This is a genomic window from Pseudomonas sp. VE 267-6A, assembly GCF_024126555.1.
Taxonomy (GTDB): domain Bacteria; phylum Pseudomonadota; class Gammaproteobacteria; order Pseudomonadales; family Pseudomonadaceae; genus Aquipseudomonas; species Aquipseudomonas palmensis.
This window is the reverse complement of sequence record NZ_JAMYBY010000030.1, coordinates 13,493-30,875: the sequence shown is the minus strand read 5'-3', so window position 1 is coordinate 30,875 and position 17,383 is coordinate 13,493. Positions and strand designations below refer to the sequence as shown.

Annotated in this window: 14 protein-coding genes; 2 read left to right on the top strand and 12 right to left on the bottom strand. The window is 65.1% G+C overall.

Annotated features, from left to right (window positions below; genetic code table 11):
• The first annotated feature begins 307 nt into the window (after positions 1-307).
• A complete protein-coding gene (locus NJH59_RS24910) occupies positions 308-1,321 on the top strand; it encodes an extracellular solute-binding protein (protein WP_043863527.1) in 1,014 nt (337 codons plus the stop codon).
• Positions 1,321-2,886: an iron ABC transporter permease gene (locus NJH59_RS24905; RefSeq protein ID WP_043863528.1), complete on the top strand. Its 1,566-nt coding sequence runs from the start codon at positions 1,321-1,323 to the stop codon at positions 2,884-2,886. The genes NJH59_RS24910 and NJH59_RS24905 overlap by 1 nt, the downstream gene beginning before the upstream one ends.
• A gap of 87 nt (positions 2,887-2,973) precedes the next feature.
• Here NJH59_RS24905 and NJH59_RS24900 read toward each other — a convergent pair whose 3' ends face one another.
• The 12 genes from NJH59_RS24900 to NJH59_RS24845 all read right to left on the bottom strand — a co-directional run bounded on the left by NJH59_RS24900 (position 2,974) and on the right by NJH59_RS24845 (position 17,346).
• A complete protein-coding gene (locus tag NJH59_RS24900; RefSeq protein WP_043863529.1) occupies positions 2,974-4,908 on the bottom strand; it encodes a methyl-accepting chemotaxis protein in 1,935 nt (644 codons plus the stop codon).
• 199 nt (positions 4,909-5,107) lie between these two features.
• Positions 5,108-6,397 carry an adenylosuccinate synthase gene (locus NJH59_RS24895; RefSeq protein WP_058541589.1) on the bottom strand — a complete coding sequence of 430 codons (1,290 nt, stop codon included), beginning with the start codon at positions 6,395-6,397 and terminating at the stop codon, positions 5,108-5,110.
• Between the two features lie 54 nt (positions 6,398-6,451).
• Positions 6,452-7,639, bottom strand: a complete 1,188-nt coding sequence (locus NJH59_RS24890; RefSeq protein ID WP_043863531.1) for an ATP phosphoribosyltransferase regulatory subunit — start codon at positions 7,637-7,639, stop codon at positions 6,452-6,454.
• A gap of 278 nt (positions 7,640-7,917) precedes the next feature.
• Positions 7,918-8,787, bottom strand: a complete 870-nt coding sequence (gene hflC, locus NJH59_RS24885; RefSeq protein WP_043863532.1) for a protease modulator HflC — start codon at positions 8,785-8,787, stop codon at positions 7,918-7,920.
• A complete protein-coding gene (gene hflK / locus NJH59_RS24880) occupies positions 8,787-9,953 on the bottom strand; it encodes an FtsH protease activity modulator HflK (RefSeq protein ID WP_043863533.1) in 1,167 nt (388 codons plus the stop codon). Before hflK ends, hflC begins: the two co-directional genes overlap by 1 nt.
• A 66-nt stretch (positions 9,954-10,019) precedes the next feature.
• Positions 10,020-11,351 carry a ribosome rescue GTPase HflX gene (gene hflX, locus NJH59_RS24875; protein WP_058541590.1) on the bottom strand — a complete coding sequence of 444 codons (1,332 nt, stop codon included), beginning with the start codon at positions 11,349-11,351 and terminating at the stop codon, positions 10,020-10,022.
• 12 nt (positions 11,352-11,363) lie between these two features.
• Positions 11,364-11,624, bottom strand: a complete 261-nt coding sequence (hfq, locus tag NJH59_RS24870) for an RNA chaperone Hfq (RefSeq protein ID WP_043863535.1) — start codon at positions 11,622-11,624, stop codon at positions 11,364-11,366.
• Positions 11,625-11,719: 95 nt separating this feature from the next.
• Complete coding sequence (gene miaA / locus NJH59_RS24865) at positions 11,720-12,694, bottom strand: tRNA (adenosine(37)-N6)-dimethylallyltransferase MiaA (RefSeq protein ID WP_253087440.1); 975 nt, start codon at positions 12,692-12,694, stop codon at positions 11,720-11,722.
• Between the two features lies 1 nt (position 12,695).
• A complete protein-coding gene (mutL, locus tag NJH59_RS24860) occupies positions 12,696-14,603 on the bottom strand; it encodes a DNA mismatch repair endonuclease MutL (protein ID WP_043863537.1) in 1,908 nt (635 codons plus the stop codon).
• On the bottom strand, positions 14,600-16,024 hold the full coding sequence (locus tag NJH59_RS24855) for an N-acetylmuramoyl-L-alanine amidase (RefSeq protein WP_196932996.1): 1,425 nt from the start codon (positions 16,022-16,024) through the stop codon (positions 14,600-14,602). The genes mutL and NJH59_RS24855 overlap by 4 nt, the downstream gene beginning before the upstream one ends.
• Positions 16,025-16,027: 3 nt before the next feature.
• Entirely contained in the window at positions 16,028-16,498 is a 471-nt protein-coding gene (tsaE, locus tag NJH59_RS24850; protein ID WP_088514716.1) for a tRNA (adenosine(37)-N6)-threonylcarbamoyltransferase complex ATPase subunit type 1 TsaE, read from the bottom strand.
• Positions 16,486-17,346 (bottom strand): NAD(P)H-hydrate dehydratase, encoded by an 861-nt coding sequence (locus NJH59_RS24845; RefSeq protein WP_058541594.1) that lies wholly within the window; start codon positions 17,344-17,346, stop codon positions 16,486-16,488. The genes tsaE and NJH59_RS24845 overlap by 13 nt, the downstream gene beginning before the upstream one ends.
• Between the last annotated feature and the right edge of the window lie 37 nt (positions 17,347-17,383).

The window sequence follows — 17,383 nt, the reverse complement described above, 5'->3', positions numbered from 1 at the left end:
CCAGATGGTGAAATTGGTAGACACGCCAGCTTCAGGTGCTGGTGACCTTACGGTCGTGGAAGTTCGAGTCTTCTTCTGGGCACCATATTCTAGAGAAACCCGCGAAAGCGGGTTTTTTTATGCCTGCGATTCGAGCTCACCCCACTGCCGCCCATTCGGACGCTGCGTTGCCACCCCGCCCCGCCCAACAAATCAAGTGAGTTAACCGATAGTCAGCTCATGAATTTTTCCTCACGGGCGTACTTGAGAAACTATATCGTTTATCATTGTTTCAAGATTTGTAGCCCGCAAGCGAGGAACCACCCGCATGACGATCCGCATCAACCCGATTTTGCGCGGCCTGGCCGTTTCCGTGTTCAGCCTGGTGCTCGCAGCACCCGCCGCCATGGCCGCCGACCCTGTGACGCTGACCCTGTACAACGGCCAGCACAAGGAAATCGGCGAAGCCATCGCCAAGGCCTACGAGGCCAAGACCGGCATTCACATCAATATCCGCAAGGGCAGCAGCAACCAGCTGGCCAGCCAGATCGAGGAAGAAGGCGCACGCTCCCCGGCCGACGTCATCTATACCGAAGAATCGCCGCCGCTGAACAACCTGGGCGAGAAGGGCCTGCTGGCCAAGATCGACGATTCGACCCTGCAAGTGCTGCCAAAGGAATACGTGGCCAGCAACGGCACCTGGATGGGCGTGACCGCTCGCACCCGCGTGGTGGCCTTCAACCCCAAGGTGATCGACGAAAAAGACCTGCCCCAATCGGTGATGGACTTCGCCGACCCCGAGTGGGACGGCAAGGTCGGCTTCGTGCCCACCAGCGGCGCGTTCCAGGAACAGGCCGTGGCCATCCTCAAGCTGCACGGGCGTGAAGCGGCCGAAGAATGGCTGACCGGCCTCAAGGCCTTCGGCAAGACCTACACCAACAACATGGTTGCCCTCAAGGCCGTGGAAAACGGCGAAGTGGCTGCCGTACTGGTGAACAACTACTACTGGTACGCCCTCAAGAAAGAGCGCGGCCAGCTGGACTCCAAGCTCTACTACCTGGCCGACGGCGACGTCGGTGGCCTGGTGACCATTTCCAGCGCAGCGGCGGTCAAGGCCAGCAAGCACCCCAAGGAAGCCCAGGCCCTGCTCGCCTGGATGGCCAGCGAAGAAGGCCAGCGCGTGATCACCCAGACCACCGCCGAGTATCCGCTGCACAAGGGCATGGTCTCGGACCAGGGCCTGAAGCCGTTCGAAGACCTGCGCCCGCCGAAGATCACCCCGGCCGACCTGGGCAATGCCGAGGAAGCCCTGGAACTTGAGCGCGAGGTCGGCCTGCTCTGATGGAAGCCGTGCTGCCTGCGCCGTCTGTGGCGCGTTATGTTCCGCGCCGCAAGCGCCCCTCGATCTGGGTGGTGCTGCCGGTGCTGCTGCTGGTGGGCCTGAGCCTGCTGCCGTTGCTGTACGTGGGCCTCAAGGCCTGGCAGGCCGGCTGGCGCGAGGCGTTGTACCTGCTGTGGCGGCCCTTCGTCTGGGGCCTGATGAAGAACACCCTGCTGCTGATGGCCGGGGTGACCGTGGCCTGCGCCGTGGTCGGCCTGGCCCTGGCCTGGCTGCTGGAGCGCAGCGACTTGCGCGGGCGGCGTTTGTGGGGCGTGATCCTGTGCCTGCCGTTTGCCGTGCCGGCGTTCGTCAGCGGCTTCACCTGGGTCTCGCTGAGCCCGCGCTTCGAGGGGCTGGGCGGGGCGATCCTGGTGATGGCGCTGTCAAAGTATCCACTGGTGTTCCTGCCGGTGGCCGCGACCCTGCGCAACCTCGACACCTCGCTTGAAGAATCGGCCCGCACCCTGGGCTACAACCGCTGGGGTGTGTTCCGCCGGGTCACTCTACCGCTGCTGTGGCCATCGATCCTGGGCGGCAGCCTGCTGATTGCCTTGCACATGCTGGTGGAATTCGGCGCGCTGTCGATCCTGGGCCTGCAGACCTTCACCACCGCGATCTACCAGCAGTTCGAGCTGGAGTTCAGCAACGCCAATGCGGCGATGCTCTCGGCGGTGCTGCTGTTCATGTGCCTGTTGCTGCTGTGGTTCGAGCTGCGGGTACGCGGCAAGGCGCGGCACGTGCGCATCGGCCAGGGCGTGGCACGCCGCGCCAAGCCGATCCGCCTGGGTGGCTGGAGTGTACTGGGGCAGTTGAGCTGCCTGCTGCTGGCAGTGCTGGGCAGCGGCATCCCGCTGGGCATGCTGGGCTACTGGCTGAGCGTGGGATCGTCAGCGGCCTTCCCGGTGGCCGACATCAGCCGGGCGCTGTTCTCGTCGCTGTCGCTGGCACTGGGTGGCGCGGGGGTGAGCCTGCTGCTGGCGTTACCGGTGAGCTTTCTGGTGGTGCGCTACAAGGGCCGCCTGGCGATCTGGGCCGAGCGCCTGCCCTACTTGCTGCACGCGCTGCCGGGGCTGGTGATTGCGCTGACCCTGGTGTATTTCGCCCTGCACTATGTGCCGGCGCTGTACCAGACCACCGGCCTGCTGTTGCTGGCCTATGCGCTGCTGTTCTTGCCGCTGGCGCAGGCGCCGGTGCGTACCGCGCTGACCAAGGCCGCACCACAGCTGGAAGAGGCGGCGCGCACCCTGGGCGCGACGCCGTTCAAGGCGTTCTGCAAGGTGACCCTGCCGATCATCTTCCCGGCCCTGGCGGCAGCGTTTGCGCTGGTGTTCCTGGATGCGATGAAGGAGCTGACCGCCACCCTGCTGCTCAGCCCCACCGGCATGACCACGCTGGCGACCGAAGTGTGGGCGCATACCGCCAACGTCGAATTCGCGGCGGCGGCGCCCTATGCGGCGCTGTTGATTGTGGTGTCGGGGTTGCCGGTGTACCTGCTGACGACGCGGATGTACCTGAACCGCGCCTGAAAGGCATCGCGGGTCAAGCCCGCTCCCACAAGGATCGATGAGGCCCTTGTGGGAGCGGGCTTGACCCGCGATACAAACGACACTATCTCAGGCCCTGAACTGCCCCAGGCTGGCCTTCAACTGCGCCGCCAGGTCATCCAGCACCTTGCTGCTGGCCGTGGTCTGCATCACCACCTGCGCTGCACGCTCGGCCTGGGCATGAATCGTCTCGACCCGCCCACGCACCGCCTGCGCCCCCTGCGCCTGCTGCTCGGCCGCCCGGGTGGCCAGGCCGATCGCCGCATGCACCTGCTCCACCGACACCTGCACCGACTGCTGCAGGCGAGCGTTGTCCTTGAGCACGGTCAAGCCTTCGCTGGCCTGACGCCCGGCCTGGCTGATGGCTGCCACCGCCTCTCGCGCGCCCTGCTGCAAGGCACCGATGTGTGCCTGGATATCACCGGTCGAACTCTGGGTCTTGCTCGCCAGCGCCCGCACTTCGTCGGCCACCACGGCAAACCCGCGCCCGGTCTCGCCAGCCCGCGCCGCCTCGATGGCGGCATTGAGCGCCAGCAGGTTGGTCTGCTCGGCAATCCCGTGGATCACCTCCAGCACCACCTCGATCTGCTGGCTCTGCTCGGCCAGCCGCTCGATCACCTTGGAGCCCGCCCCCACCTGCCCGGCCAACGCTTCGATCAGCTTGGCCACCTGGGCCGAGGTACGGCTGTTCTCGTCGGTGGCCTGGCGAATGTCCACCACCTGCTGCAACGCTGCCTGCATGGCCTGGCTTTCGGCCTGGGCCTCATCGGCCATGCTCGACAGGGCACGCAGGCTCTCGGCCACTTCATCGCGCTGCGAAGCGGCCGCCGCATCGGCGCCCGCGTTGTTCTGCGCCATGGTGCCGATCTCGACCCCGGTGCGTTGCGCCACCTCGCCCGCTTCGCGCACGATGGGCTGCAGCTTGTCGACGAACTGGTTGACCGCTGCAGCCATGTCGCCGATCTCGTCTCGGCTGTCGATCGGTACGCGCTTGGTCAGGTCGCCGTCGCCGGCCGCCAGGTCGTTGAGCGCGGCAATCAGCAGGCGCAACTTGCTCAGCACGCGCCGGCCGAGTACCACGGCCACCACCAGCAATACGCCGAAGCCCACCGCCACCAGCCCCAGGCCGATGTTCCAGCGCAGGGTCGCCGCCGCTTGCTGCACGGTCTGCGAGGTGTTGGCCTGCATCGCCGCAGCACTGGCCTGGGCCGCCTGCAGGCGGGCGCTCAGGGCCTTGTTGCTGTCGGCCGCAGCGCCCACCAGGCTGTCGCCGACCAACTGGTCGCCGCTGGCGATCAGCGCCGAGAAGCGCGCGTCCAGCGCCTTGAGCTCGTTGTCGACCGACGCCGTGGAGACGCCCATCACCACCTTGCCGATCTCGGTGCCGTTGGGGTTGATCGAGGCTTCGATCATGTACACCGCCGGGTCGTTGCGCGCCGCGTCCAGCACCTTGTCGAGCGCCCGTTCGCCCTGGCCCTTTTCCATCAGGGCCTGGTTGATCGGGTTCTGCCGGTTCAGGTAGCGGGTCAGGTGCTGGCCCTGGGCGTCGTCGTAGACCACGAAGAGCACGTTGGCATTGCGCTGGGCGCGCCGGGAAAACTCCGACAGTGCCGGTATGTCGTCATCCCAGATGGCCCGCGGCGCAACCGATGCCAGCAGTTCGGCCATGTGATTGGCCGACTCCTTGAGGCTTTTTTCGAGGGTGACGCGCAGTTGCGCCTGCTCCTCCTGAAGGCGTGCGGATAGCCCGGCGGACAAACGCTGGCGGGTACTGGCCGAAAGGCTGTCCAGGCCCGAGCTGAGCTCACGCCCGGCTTGTTCCAGTTCACCCGACAGTTTCTGGCTGTCTGCACCCAGGCGATTACCCAGATCGGCCTCCAGCGCAGTCACCGTGCTCCGCGTCAGCGCGACCGCAACCAGCACCTGCACCAAAAGAGCGATACCCAACGCAACAAAGACAGGCCGCAACAGGCGGCTTCGTAACAATGAGAGAACGGCCGACACACAAGAACCCTCCGTATCGCGGGGCCATTATAGTGATGGCACCTTATAGGACGATTCTTACAGCAAAGGCCGTGCCGGGCAGCAGGCATACCGGTCAAATTCATAGCCAGGGCTGACCTTTATGACCCTTTCACCAACTGGCCAAAAAAAACGCCGCTGGCCCGGAGGGACAGCGGCGTTCTTTACTGCCTACAGCGAATCAGGCAAACGGATGGCGCAGCACGATGGTCTCGTTGCGGTCCGGGCCGGTGGAGACGATGTCGATCGGCGCACCGATCAGTTCTTCCACACGCTTGATGTAGGCACGGGCGTTGGCCGGCAGTTCTTCCAGGGTCTTGGCGCCCACGGTCGACTCGCTCCAGCCCGGCACTTCTTCGTACACAGGCTGCAGGCCCACGTAGCTGTCGGCGTCGGTAGGGGCAACGTCCTTGCCCTCTGCGTCCTTGTAGCCGACGCAGATGTTGATGGTTTCCAGGCCATCGAGCACGTCCAGCTTGGTCAGGCAGATGCCCGAGATGCTGTTCACGTCGATGGCGCGACGCAGGATGACGGCGTCGAACCAGCCGCAACGACGGGCACGGCCGGTGGTTGCGCCAAATTCGTGGCCCTGCTTGGCCAGGTGCGCACCAACGTCGTCAAACAGCTCGGTCGGGAACGGGCCCGAACCCACGCGGGTGGTGTAGGCCTTGGTGATGCCCAGGATGTAGTCCAGGAACATCGGACCAACGCCCGAACCGGTCGCAACGCCACCGGCGGTGGTGTTGGAGCTGGTCACGTAGGGGTAGGTACCGTGGTCGATGTCCAGCAGCGAACCCTGGGCACCTTCGAACATGATGTCCTTGCCGGCGCGACGCAGGTCGTGCAGCTCGGCAGTCACGTCCAGCATCAGCGGCTTGAGCAGTTCGGCGTATTCCTTGCACTCGGCCAGGGTCTTTTCGAACTCGATGGCCGGCTCTTTGTAGTAACCCACCAGCATGAAGTTGTGGTAGTCCACCAGCTCGCGCAGCTTGTCTTCGAAGCGTGGCATGTTGAGCAGGTCGCCCACACGCAGGCCACGACGCGCAACCTTGTCTTCGTAGGCCGGGCCGATGCCGCGACCGGTGGTGCCGATCTTCAGCTCGCCACGGGCCTTTTCACGGGCCTGGTCCAGGGCCACGTGGAAGGACAGGATCAGCGGGCAGGACGGGCTGATGCGCAGGCGCTCGCGCACCGGTACGCCCTTCTCTTCCAGCTTGGTGATCTCGCGCAGCAGGGCGTCGGGAGCAACCACCACACCGTTGCCGATCAGGCACTGCACGCCTTCGCGCAGCACGCCCGAAGGGATCAGGTGCAGCACGGTCTTCTCACCGTCGATCACCAGGGTGTGGCCGGCGTTGTGGCCACCCTGGTAGCGCACTACGGCGGCAGCATGTTCGGTCAGCAGATCGACGATCTTGCCTTTGCCCTCATCACCCCACTGGGTGCCCAGGACTACGACATTCTTACCCATAACACTTGTCCTCATTCGCGCAAACTTGGCGCCGGCTCGTGCCGGCGTGGAATCTCAAATGGCCAGCGGCAGAACCTGCCAAAGCCCGTTTTGCTGAATCAATTGCCGATCGCAATCCGCCTCGACGGCGGCGGTCAGCGGCTGCCCAGGCAAGGCCTGAACCACCCGCTGGCCCTCACTGCGCAATTGGCAGACCAACTGCCAAAGTGCTGCATCGCTGCTGTCGGGCATCCAGATCCCGCCAGACGGCAACACCACCTCGGCTCGCCCCAGTGTGACCAGGGTCTTCAAATCCGTGGAGAAACCGGTAGCCGGGCGTGCCCGGCCAAAGTCCGCTCCGATGTCGTCATAGCGACCGCCCTGGGCGATCGACTGGCCGACGCCTGGCACGAAGGCGGCAAACACCACACCGGTGTGGTAGTGGTAGCCGCGCAACTCGCCCAGGTCGAAATACAGCGGCAGCTCGGGGTAACGCGTGGCGAGGCGCTCGGCGATCGCCATCAGGTCATCCAGCGCCGCCAGCACTGCGGCCGGGGCACGGCCCAGGCGCACACGTGCCTGCTCGAGCACTTCGCGCCCACCGCACAGCTCGGTCAGCGAACGCAGCATGCCGGCCAGGTCAGCCGGCAGCGTGGCGGTCAGCTCGATCACTTCGTCGATGGCCTTGCGCTGCAGGGCGTCGAACAACTGCTGCTCGACCGCGCCCGACAGGCCGGCCGCACGGGCCAGGCCGCGGTAGATACCGACATGCCCGAGGTCCATGTGCACATCCGGCACGTCGGCCAGTTGCAGCATGGCCAGCATCAGGCTGATGACCTCGACGTCGCTGACCGGGCTGGCATCGCCGTACAGCTCGGCGCCCAGCTGAATCGGGCTGCGCGAGGTCGACAGGGCACGTGGCAAGGCGTGCAGCACGCTGCCGGCATAGCACAGGCGGCTCGGCCCTTCACGGCGCAGGGTGTGCGCGTCGATGCGCGCCACCTGTGGCGTGATGTCGGCCCGAAAGCCCATCTGCCGCCCGGATTGCGGGTCGATGACCTTGAAGGTGCGCAGATCCAGGTCCTGGCCGGCACCGGTGAGCAGCGATTCCAGGTACTCGATATGCGGGGTCACGACAAACTCGTAACCCCAGCTCTGGAACAGGTCCAACACCTGACGACGCGCGATCTCGATACGCGCCGCCTCAGGTGGCAGTACTTCTTCGATGCCATCTGGCAGCAGCCAGCGGTCTACCGTTGCCATTACGCCATTTCCCCTATGGTCCGGGCGGCCTGCCCGCGGGCGAGCCTTGAGTGAAGCAGCTATCGGCACACAATGACGGGCAGCGCTGATTCCAGCGAAACCGCAGTGCCGATACCCTCGTAAAACCTGAAGTGCGCCACAAGCCCGGGCCCGATAAAGGCCAATCGATCTTGCAGACGCAAAAAAGCCGGGAATTTCCCGGCTGCCGCATCATACACCCGTTTTCTCGCGGGAGGCACCCCGCCCGACGTTTTAGCCGCCGGGCGGGGTGTGCATGCTTACGGTTTGGTCTTGCCCATGAAGCGGAAGAACTCGCTGCTCGGGTCCAGCACCAGCACGTCGCTCTTGTCGGCGAAGCTCTCGCGGTAGGCCTTCAGGCTGCGATAGAACGCGTAGAACTCCTGGTCCTGGCCATAGGCCTTGGCGTAGATGGCTGCTGCCTGGGCATCACCATCACCACGGGTTTCTTCCGACTCGCGATAGGCTTCGGCCAGCAACACGCGGCGTTGACGATCGGCGTCGGCACGGATGCCTTCGGCCAGCTCGTTACCCTTGGCGCGGTGCTCGCGAGCTTCACGCTCACGCTCGGTGCTCATGCGTTCGAACACGCTGCGGTTCACTTCCTTGGGCAGGTCGATGGCCTTGACGCGAACGTCGACCACTTCGATGCCCAGCTCCTTGCTGGCCATGCGGTTCAGCGAAGCGGTGATGTCAGCCATCAGCGCGTCACGTTCACCGGATACCACCTCATGCAGGGTGCGCTTGCCGAACTGGTCGCGCAGGCCGCTTTCCAGACGGCGCGACAGACGTTCGTCGGCGATCTGCTTGAGGCCCGAAGTCGCGGTGTAGAAACGCTCGGCGTCCTGCACGCGCCACTTGGCGTAGGCATCGACCATCACCGCTTTCTTCTCCAGGGTCAGGAACCGCTGGGTCGGTGCGTCAAGGGTCATCAGCCGCGCGTCGAACTTGCGCACCTGGTTGACGTAGGGAACCTTCACATGCAGGCCAGGCTGCACATCGGCCTGTACCACACGGCCGAATTGCAGCAGCACGGCGCGTTCGGTCTGGGCCACGATGTAGAAGCTGTTCCAGGCGACGATCGCCAGCACCACGGCGACGATCACGGCGATCAGGGATTTATTGCTCATCAGCGGCTCTCCCTGGAGCGCGTCTCGCGCTGTTGCTGTTGCAGGTCTGCGGCGGCACGGTTGGCGGCGTCATTGGCCGACGGCGTGACGCTGGTGACCGGGGTGCTGCCACTGCGGCGGCTGTCGATCATCTTGTCCAGCGGCAGGTAGAGCAGGTTGCTCTGACCGTCCTTGCCAGATACCAGGACCTTGCTGGTGTTGCTATACACTTCCTGCATGGTGTCCAGGTACAGACGCTGACGGGTCACCTCTGGAGCCTTGCGGTACTCGGCGACCAGCTTGGTGAAGCGGTCGGCCTCACCCTTGGCACGCGAGACCACTTCATCGCGGTAGCCGTTGGCATCCTCGATGATGCGCTGCGCCTGACCACGGGCTTCCGGCACCACGCCATTGGCGTAGGACTCGGCCTGGTTGCGCGCACGCTGCTCGTCTTCACGGGCACGGATCACGTCGTCGAAGGCTTCCTGCACTTCACGCGGGGCTGCCGCGCTCTGCACGTTGACCTGGGTCACGGTGATACCGGTGCGGTAGGTGTCGAGGAAGCGTTGCAGACGCTCCTTGATTTCCACGGCCATCTGCTCACGACCTTCGGTCAGCACCTTGTCCATCGAGGTGGAACCCACCACGTGGCGCAGGGCACTGTCGGTCGCGTGCTGCAGGCTGACTTCAGGCTGATCGACGTTCAGCACGAAATCCTGCAGGTTGGTGATCTTGTACTGCACGGTCAGCGGCACTTCGACGATGTTCTCGTCTTCGGTCAGCATCTGGCCCTGCTTGGTATAAGCACGCTCGCGGGTGACGTTCTCCATGTACTTGCGATCGATCGGCGGGAAGTAGATGTTCAGGCCCGGCCCTACGGTTTCGTAGTATTTGCCGAAGCGCAGCACCACGGCCTGCTCCTGTTCGTCCACCACGTACACGGCGCTGTACAGCCATATGGCCGCCAGTACGGCCAGGCCGATACCCAGCAGACCGAAACCGGCACCCTTGCCGGAGCCGCTGTCGCCGCCCCGTTTCTTGCCACTGCCGAACATGCCGTTCAGGCTATCCTGCAGCTTGCGGAAGGCCTCGTCGAGATCCGGTGGTCCCTTCTTGTCGCCGCCACCACGGCGCCCACCCCAAGGATCCTGATTGTTCGAGTTGCCACCCGGCTCATTCCAAGCCATAGCGCTCTCCATCTGATAAAGCAAAGACGCGCCCACGGCGCGCCGTCCAATGCTACAGAATGCCTGTCACGGCTGCCCGACCGCGAGGTCGGGCTTGTATTGCAAAGTGTGTTGCTCGATGAACTCCAGCGGTTTCATCCCCTCGCGGCTTACCAGGCGATTGAACTCGACCCGGGACAAGCGTACCGCCAGCAGGGTGTTGCCGTCTTCGTCATGGTCTTCGCTCTGCACCGCCCCCAGGTCGAAGAACAGCGCGCGCAACCGCGCGAAACGCTGTTCCAGGCGCAGGGTACCGATGAACAGGTCATCCCCCAGCAGTTCTGCAATCGCCTGCCCCACCAGCTCCAGGCCACGACCGTCACGGGCCGATACCCATACCCGCTGCGGCTTGCCGTCGGCATCGCGCTGGATCTGCGGCTCGACCCCTTCGAGCAGGTCGAGTTTGTTATACACCTCGAGGATCGGCAAGCCTTCGGCACCGATCTCGCCGAGCACCGCCATGACCTGCTCGATCTGCTCCATGCGCTCCGGCTCATGGGCGTCGATCACGTGCAGCAGCAGGTCGGAGTTGCTCGACTCTTCGAGCGTAGCCCGAAATGCCTCGACCAGCTTGTGCGGCAGGTGACGGATGAAGCCCACGGTGTCGGCCAGCACCACCGGCCCGACGTCATCCAGCTCGAGCCGACGCAGGGTCGGGTCGAGGGTGGCGAACAGCTGGTCGGCCGCATACACCTCGGACTGGGTCAGCGCATTGAACAAAGTGGACTTGCCGGCGTTGGTGTACCCCACCAGCGACACCGAGGGGATATCCGCGCGCTTGCGCCCGCGCCGTGCCTGCTCGCGCTGGCTGCGCACCTTTTCCAGGCGGCCCTTGATCTGGCGCAGGCGTATGCGCAGCAGGCGCCGGTCGGTTTCGAGCTGGGTTTCACCCGGCCCGCGCAGACCAATACCGCCCTTCTGCCGCTCGAGGTGAGTCCAACCGCGCACCAGGCGCGTGCTCATGTGCTCGAGCTGGGCCAGTTCGACCTGCAGCTTGCCTTCGTGGGTACGTGCCCGCTGGGCGAAGATGTCGAGAATCAGACCCGTGCGGTCAAGCACGCGACACTCGAAGATACGTTCGAGGTTACGTTCCTGACTGGGCGTGAGGGTGTGATTGAAAATGACCAAATCGGCCTGTTCGGCTTTGACCAGGTCGCGAAATTCCTCGACCTTGCCGCTGCCAATCAGGAACTTGGCGGTAGGCTGGTGTCGCGCCACATTGGCGAACGCGACAATATCGGCACCGGCCGACAGGGCCAGCTCGCGGAACTCCTGCGGGTCTTCGCGCGCCTCAGGGCTCTGACCTTCCAAGTGAACGAGGATTGCCCGTTCACCACCACCGTGGCGCTCAAAGAACAAAGCAGACTCCTATCAGGCGTTACCTGGCTCAGCGTCGCCCTGTTCGGCGTCGGCTGCGCTTGGCAGACGAATCGGACGAACCGGCACCACTGTCGAGATCGCGTGCTTGTAGACCATCTGGCTGACGGTGTTCTTCAGCAGAATCACGAACTGGTCGAACGACTCGATCGTGCCCTGCAGCTTGATGCCGTTGACCAGATAGATCGAAACGCCGACCTTCTCTTTTCTCAAAGTATTCAAGTAAGGGTCTTGTAGCGAATGCCCTTTTGACATATGCCGCACTCCTGTAAGGATCAATAGTAAAAAATCAAAGAAATATGATGGCTCAGGCCGCCCCACCCCCAAGAGTAGACGGCAATTGCAGGGACTCAGCCCAATATGGAGACCGATCCCAGGTATTTCAAGGTGCGTGGCAGATTGTCGCAAGCCAGGCTGTCCAACCAGTGCAGATCGGCCCAACTGCGTAACCAGGTAAACTGCCGCTTCGCCAATTGGCGAGTGGCAATGATGCCGCGCTCCTGCATTTCAGCTGCACTCAACTTGCCATCAAGGTGATCCCAGACCTGGCGATAACCGACTGCCCGTATAGACGGCAGCCCTGCATGCAAGTCACTTCTGGCACGCAGTGATCGGACCTCGTCGACGAAGCCCTGTTCCAGCATTTGCCCAAATCGTAGCGCAATTCGCTCGTGCAGCACCTTTCGATCCTGCGGGGCGATTGCCAGGCTGGCGACAGTATAGGGCAATTGTTCCTGGCCCGAAGCGCCTGCGACGCTACTTTGCGCCGATTGACGCTCGCGATGTGACGTCATCGTCATGCCGCTGACCCGGTACACCTCCAGCGCCCGTACCAACCGCTGCGGATCGTTGGGGTGAATGCGCGCCGCCGATTCGGGGTCGACCGCCGCCAGCTGGGCGTGCAAGGCCTGCCAGCCCAGCTGTGCAGCCTCGGCTTCAAGCTCGGCACGCACCTGCGCATCGGCCGCAGGCATATCGGCCAGGCCTTCGAGCAGCGCCTTGAAATACAGCATGGTGCCGCCCACCAGCAGCGGGATATTGCCGCGCGCGGTGATCTCGGCCATGGCCTGCAGCGCATCGCGGCGAAAATCGGCTGCCGAATAGCTCTGGGCCGGGTCGAGGATGTCGATCAGCCGGTGCGGGTGCTCGGCCAGCAGCGCCTTGGACGGCTTGGCGGTGCCGATGTCCATGCCGCGGTAGACCAGCGCCGAATCGACGCTGATCAGCTCGCACGGCAGCACCTTGGTCAGCTCGATGGCAAGGTCGGTCTTGCCGGCGGCGGTGGGGCCCATCAGGAAGATGGCCAGGGGATTGCGAACTGCCATATCAGCGACCGCGCAGGAACAGTTTGTCCAGATCGTCCAGGCCCATCTGGGTCCAGGTCGGTCGGCCATGGTTGCATTGACCGCTGCGCTCGGTGTTTTCCATGTCGCGCAGCAGGCCGTTCATTTCCGGCAGGGCCAGGCGCCGGTTGGCGCGAATCGCGCCATGACAGGCCATGGTGCCGAGCAGCTCGTTCAGGTGTGCCTGGATACGGTCGCTGGTGCCGTATTCCATCAGGTCGGCCAGCACGTCCTGCACCAGGCGATTGGCCTCGGCCTGCTTGAGCAACGCAGGGATCTGCCGGATCGCCAGGCTTTCCGGGCCCAGGCGCTGCAGTTCGAAGCCCAGGCGCTGGAACCACGCCGCGTGTTCTTCTGCGCAATCGGCTTCGCGCTGGCTCAGGGCCAGGGACTCGGGCACCAGCAGCGGCTGGCCGCTCAGGCCCTCGCTGGCCATGGCCACCTTGAGCCGCTCGTACATGATCCGCTCGTGGGCCGCATGCATGTCCACCAGCACCAGGCCCTGGGCGTTCTCGGCAAGAATATAGATGCCCTTGAGCTGCGCCAGCGCATAGCCCAGCGGCGGAATATCGCCCTGGCCCTGGGGCAGGTTGGCCGGCTCGCTGCCGGGCAGCGGGGCGAAGAATTCGCGATACACCCCCTGGGCCTCGGCCGCGGGCAATGCCTGGGCCGGACGCGGGGTGTACTGGTACTGGTAGCCGGCGCCCGAGCCACTGCCCGCGGCGCTACCTGCCGTGTTCAGCATCGGCTGCGCCGGGGGCTGTTCGAGCAGGTTGGCGGCCAGGCGCATCTCGCCCTGGGGGCCGAACTCGCCGGCCTGCAGGCCACTGGGGCGCTCCACCTCGGGGGCAGCGGCTGCGCCCGGCTGGTGATCCTGCGGGCGCACATCGGCCAGCGCCCGGTGCAGGGTGCCGTACAGGAAGTCGTGCACCATGCGCCCGTCACGAAAGCGCACCTCGTGCTTGGTGGGGTGCACGTTCACGTCCACGCCGGTGGGGTCGACCTCCAGAAACAGCACGAAGGTCGGGTGCCGACCATTGAACAGCACGTCGCGGTAGGCCTGGCGCACCGCGTGGGCGACCAGCTTGTCGCGCACGGCACGGCCGTTGACGAAGAAGTATTGCAGGTCGGCCTGGCTGCGCGAGAAGGTCGGCAGGCCGACCCAGCCCCACAGATGCAGGCCGTTGCGCTCCACCTCGATCGGCAGCGCCTGCTCCAGAAAGCCCGGGCCGCAGATCGAGGCCACGCGCCGTGCGCGGGCCGTGTCGTCATGGGCTTCATGCAGGCTGAGGACGCTCTTGCCGTTGTGGCGCAAATGGAAGGCCACGTCGAAGCGCGCCAGCGCCAGGCGCCGGATGACTTCCTGCAGATGGTCGAATTCGGTTTTTTCGGTCTTGAGGAACTTGCGCCGGGCCGGAGTATTGAAGAACAGGTCGCGCACCTCGACCGAGGTACCCACCGGATGCGCTGCCGGCTGCACCCGCGGGGACATGTCGCGGCCTTCGGTTTCAACCTGCCAGGCCTGGTCGGCGTCGCGGGTGCGCGAGGTCAGGGTCAGGCGCGCGACCGAGCTGATCGACGCCAGTGCCTCGCCGCGAAAGCCCAGGCTCATTACCCGCTCGAGGTCTTCCAGGTCGCGGATCTTGCTGGTGGCGTGCCGCGCCAGGGACAACGGCAGGTCGTCGGCAGCGATACCGCTGCCATCATCGCGCACCCGCAGCAGCTTGACCCCGCCCTGCTCCACCTCGACATCGATGCGCCGGGCGCCGGAGTCGAGGCTGTTTTCCAGCAGCTCCTTGATCACCGAGGCCGGGCGTTCGACCACCTCGCCTGCGGCGATCTGGTTGGCAAGCCGCGGGCTGAGCAGCTCGATGCGAGCGCCGCTGCTCATGGCTGGCCAGCCAGCGTGGTGGCCGGTACGTCGAGGTTCTGGCCAACTTTCAGCTCATCGGTTTTCAGGCCGTTGGTGCTGCGCAGGCTGGCCACGCTGACCTGGTAGCGCACGGCGATCATGGCCAGGGTCTCGCCCGGACGCACGGTGTGCTCGCGCGGGCCCTGGGCGATCTTGCCGCTGTCACGCAGGAAGGCGATGTAGGTGCCCGGCGGCGGGTTCTGCTGGAAGAACTGGCGCACGCCACTGTGGATCGAGCGCGCCAGGGCCTGCTGATGGCTGGCAGTGGCCAGCTTGGAGGCCTCGTTGGCGTTGGAGATGAACCCGGTTTCCACCAGGATCGACGGGATGTCCGGCGACTTGAGCACCATGAACCCGGCCTGTTCCACGCGGCGCTTGTGCAGCGGCGTGACCCGGCCGATATTGCCCAGCACCTTCTGCCCCACGTTGAGGCTGGAGCTGAGCGAGGCGGTCATCGACAGGTCGAGCAGCACGCCAGCAAGCATGCGGTCCTTGTCGTCGAGGCTGACGTTGCCGGCACCACCGATCAGGTCGGAGCGGTTTTCGCTGTCGGCCAGCCAGCGCGCCGTCTCGGACGTGGCGCCACGGTCGGACAGGGCGAACACCGAGGCACCGAAGGCCGCCTTGGACGGCGCGGCGTCGGCGTGGATCGAGATGAACAGGTCGGCGCCCTTCTTGCGCGCAATCTCGGTACGCTTGCGCAGCGGGATGAAGTAGTCGCCGGTACGCGTCAGCTCGGCGCGAAAGCCCTTCTCGCTGTTGATCTGGCGCTGCAGTTCCTTGGCGATGGCCAGCACGATGTCTTTCTCATGCTGGCCACGCGAGCCGGACGCACCCGGGTCTTCGCCGCCGTGACCGGCGTCGATGGCAATCACGATGTCACGCTTGCCGCTGGGCACCGGGGTCAGCTTGATCGCCGGCTGCGTGGGGGTCACCGGCACGGCCGGCGTGGTGGCCACCGACGGGGTCGGGGTGGGTGGCGTGGCGTCGGATTCCTGATCGAACAGGTCGACCACCAGACGGTTGCCGTACTGGGCGTTGGGCGCCAGGGTGAAGCTTTTGGGTGTCACCGACTTTTTCAGGTCGATGACCACGCGAAGGTCGGTAGGGGTGCGCTGCGCCGAGCGCACGCTGGTGATCGGGGTATTGGAGGTGGACACGTTCAAAGGCGCACCCAGGGTTGCGCCATTGATGTCGATCACCAGGCGATCCGGGGCCGTCAGGGTGAACACACTGTGCTGCACCGGGCCGGACAGGTCGAACACCAGGCGTGTGTTGTCCGGCGCACGCCATAAACGGACACTCTTGACTTGCGTGATCGCGAAGGCATCGACGGTTACTGCCGCCAGCAGCAGTCCTACAACGCCAAACAGTGCGCGAAAGCGCATACCTATCCCCATTTTCTAATTGATTTCCAAGGCCAGAGCGGCACACCAGGCTTCACCGCGAGAGCCCTGCGGCAACAGGTTCAGCGAACGCCCGTCCGCCTGGGGGCTTATGGTAATGGTCAGGTCGGGCTTTGGCAAAATGCCCGCCCCCTTCTGGGGCCACTCGAACAGGCACAGGGCGTCGTCTTCGAAGTAGTCGCGAATGCCCATGAACTCCAGCTCCTCCGGATCGACCAGGCGATACAGGTCGAAATGGAAGGCACGAATATCGCCAATCTCGTAGGGCTCAACCACGGTGAAGGTAGGACTTTTCACCGCGCCGGTGTGTCCCAGACCACGGATGATGCCCCGTGACAAGGTGGTCTTGCCGGCCCCCAGGTCACCCTCGAGGAAAATCACGCCGTGACCCTTGGTCACCTGGGCGATACGGGCGCCGAACGCACCCATGGCCGCTTCGTCGGCCATAAACAGGGTTACACCTGACACGCTGAATGCTCCTCCAGAACTTGACGAATGACCGGTATCAGGTCGCTGGCCGCCAGCCCGCGACCTTGCACGCCCAGGCGCTCGCCGGCACAGGCGTGCAGCCACACCCCCAGGCAGGCGGCGTCCCAGGCCGGCATGCCCTGGGCCAGCAGCGCACCCAGCACGCCGCTGAGCACATCGCCCAGGCCGGCACCGGCCATGGCCGGGTGACCGCGCTGGCACAGTGCCAATTGCCCGGCCGGGTCGGCCACCAGCGTTCCGGCGCCTTTAAGCACACACACCGCCGCGTACTTGCGCGCCAGCTTGAGCGCCGCCCAGGAGCGATCGGCCTGCACCGCTTCGGTGGAAATCCCCAGCAGGCGCGCCGCCTCCCCCGGATGCGGGGTAATGATGCTGCCCGCCGCCAGCGGCAAGGGTGCTTGCGCCAGCAAGTTCAGCGCATCGGCATCCCACACCTGGGCGTGCCTGGCCGGCACCACCGCCGAGAGCAGGCTGCGCCCCCAGGCGGCCTGCCCCAGTCCGGGTCCGACCACCAGTACGGTGGCGCGTTCAATCGGCGCCATCAACTGGTTTGCCGAATGCACGCCCAGGCTCATCACCTCGGGCAGGCGGGCCAGCGCGGCGGGCAGCTGCTCGCTGCGGGTGGCCAGTGACACCAGGCCGGCGCCGCAGCGCAGCGCCGCCTCGGCACTGAGCAGCACCGCACCGCCCGTGCCACGGTCGCCACCGACCACCAGCACATGGCCGAAGTCGCCCTTGTGCGCGGCATTCGAACGCGGCGCGAGGCTCGCCAGGGTGACGCTGGTGAGCACCAATGGCTGATTTGCAGGGTGTTTGGTCTGAGGCATGCGTCGTTCGGCTCCGATGTCTGGCAGAATTATACGC

Excerpts from the sequence above, each read along its gene's own strand:
- NJH59_RS24855 (WP_196932996.1), bottom strand. The coding sequence starts at position 16,024 with ATGGGGATAGGTATGCGCTTTCGCGCACTGTTTGGCGTTGTAGGACTG.
- NJH59_RS24895 (WP_058541589.1), bottom strand. The coding sequence starts at position 6,397 with ATGGGTAAGAATGTCGTAGTCCTGGGCACCCAGTGGGGTGATGAGGGC.
- miaA (WP_253087440.1), bottom strand. The coding sequence starts at position 12,694 with ATGGCAGTTCGCAATCCCCTGGCCATCTTCCTGATGGGCCCCACCGCC.
- NJH59_RS24890 (WP_043863531.1), bottom strand. The coding sequence starts at position 7,639 with ATGGCAACGGTAGACCGCTGGCTGCTGCCAGATGGCATCGAAGAAGTA.
- NJH59_RS24910 (WP_043863527.1), top strand. The coding sequence starts at position 308 with ATGACGATCCGCATCAACCCGATTTTGCGCGGCCTGGCCGTTTCCGTG.
- hflC (WP_043863532.1), bottom strand. The coding sequence starts at position 8,787 with ATGAGCAATAAATCCCTGATCGCCGTGATCGTCGCCGTGGTGCTGGCG.
- NJH59_RS24845 (WP_058541594.1), bottom strand. The coding sequence starts at position 17,346 with ATGCCTCAGACCAAACACCCTGCAAATCAGCCATTGGTGCTCACCAGC.
- mutL (WP_043863537.1), bottom strand. The coding sequence starts at position 14,603 with ATGAGCAGCGGCGCTCGCATCGAGCTGCTCAGCCCGCGGCTTGCCAAC.
- hflK (WP_043863533.1), bottom strand. The coding sequence starts at position 9,953 with ATGGCTTGGAATGAGCCGGGTGGCAACTCGAACAATCAGGATCCTTGG.
- hfq (WP_043863535.1), bottom strand. The coding sequence starts at position 11,624 with ATGTCAAAAGGGCATTCGCTACAAGACCCTTACTTGAATACTTTGAGA.
- NJH59_RS24905 (WP_043863528.1), top strand. The coding sequence starts at position 1,321 with ATGGAAGCCGTGCTGCCTGCGCCGTCTGTGGCGCGTTATGTTCCGCGC.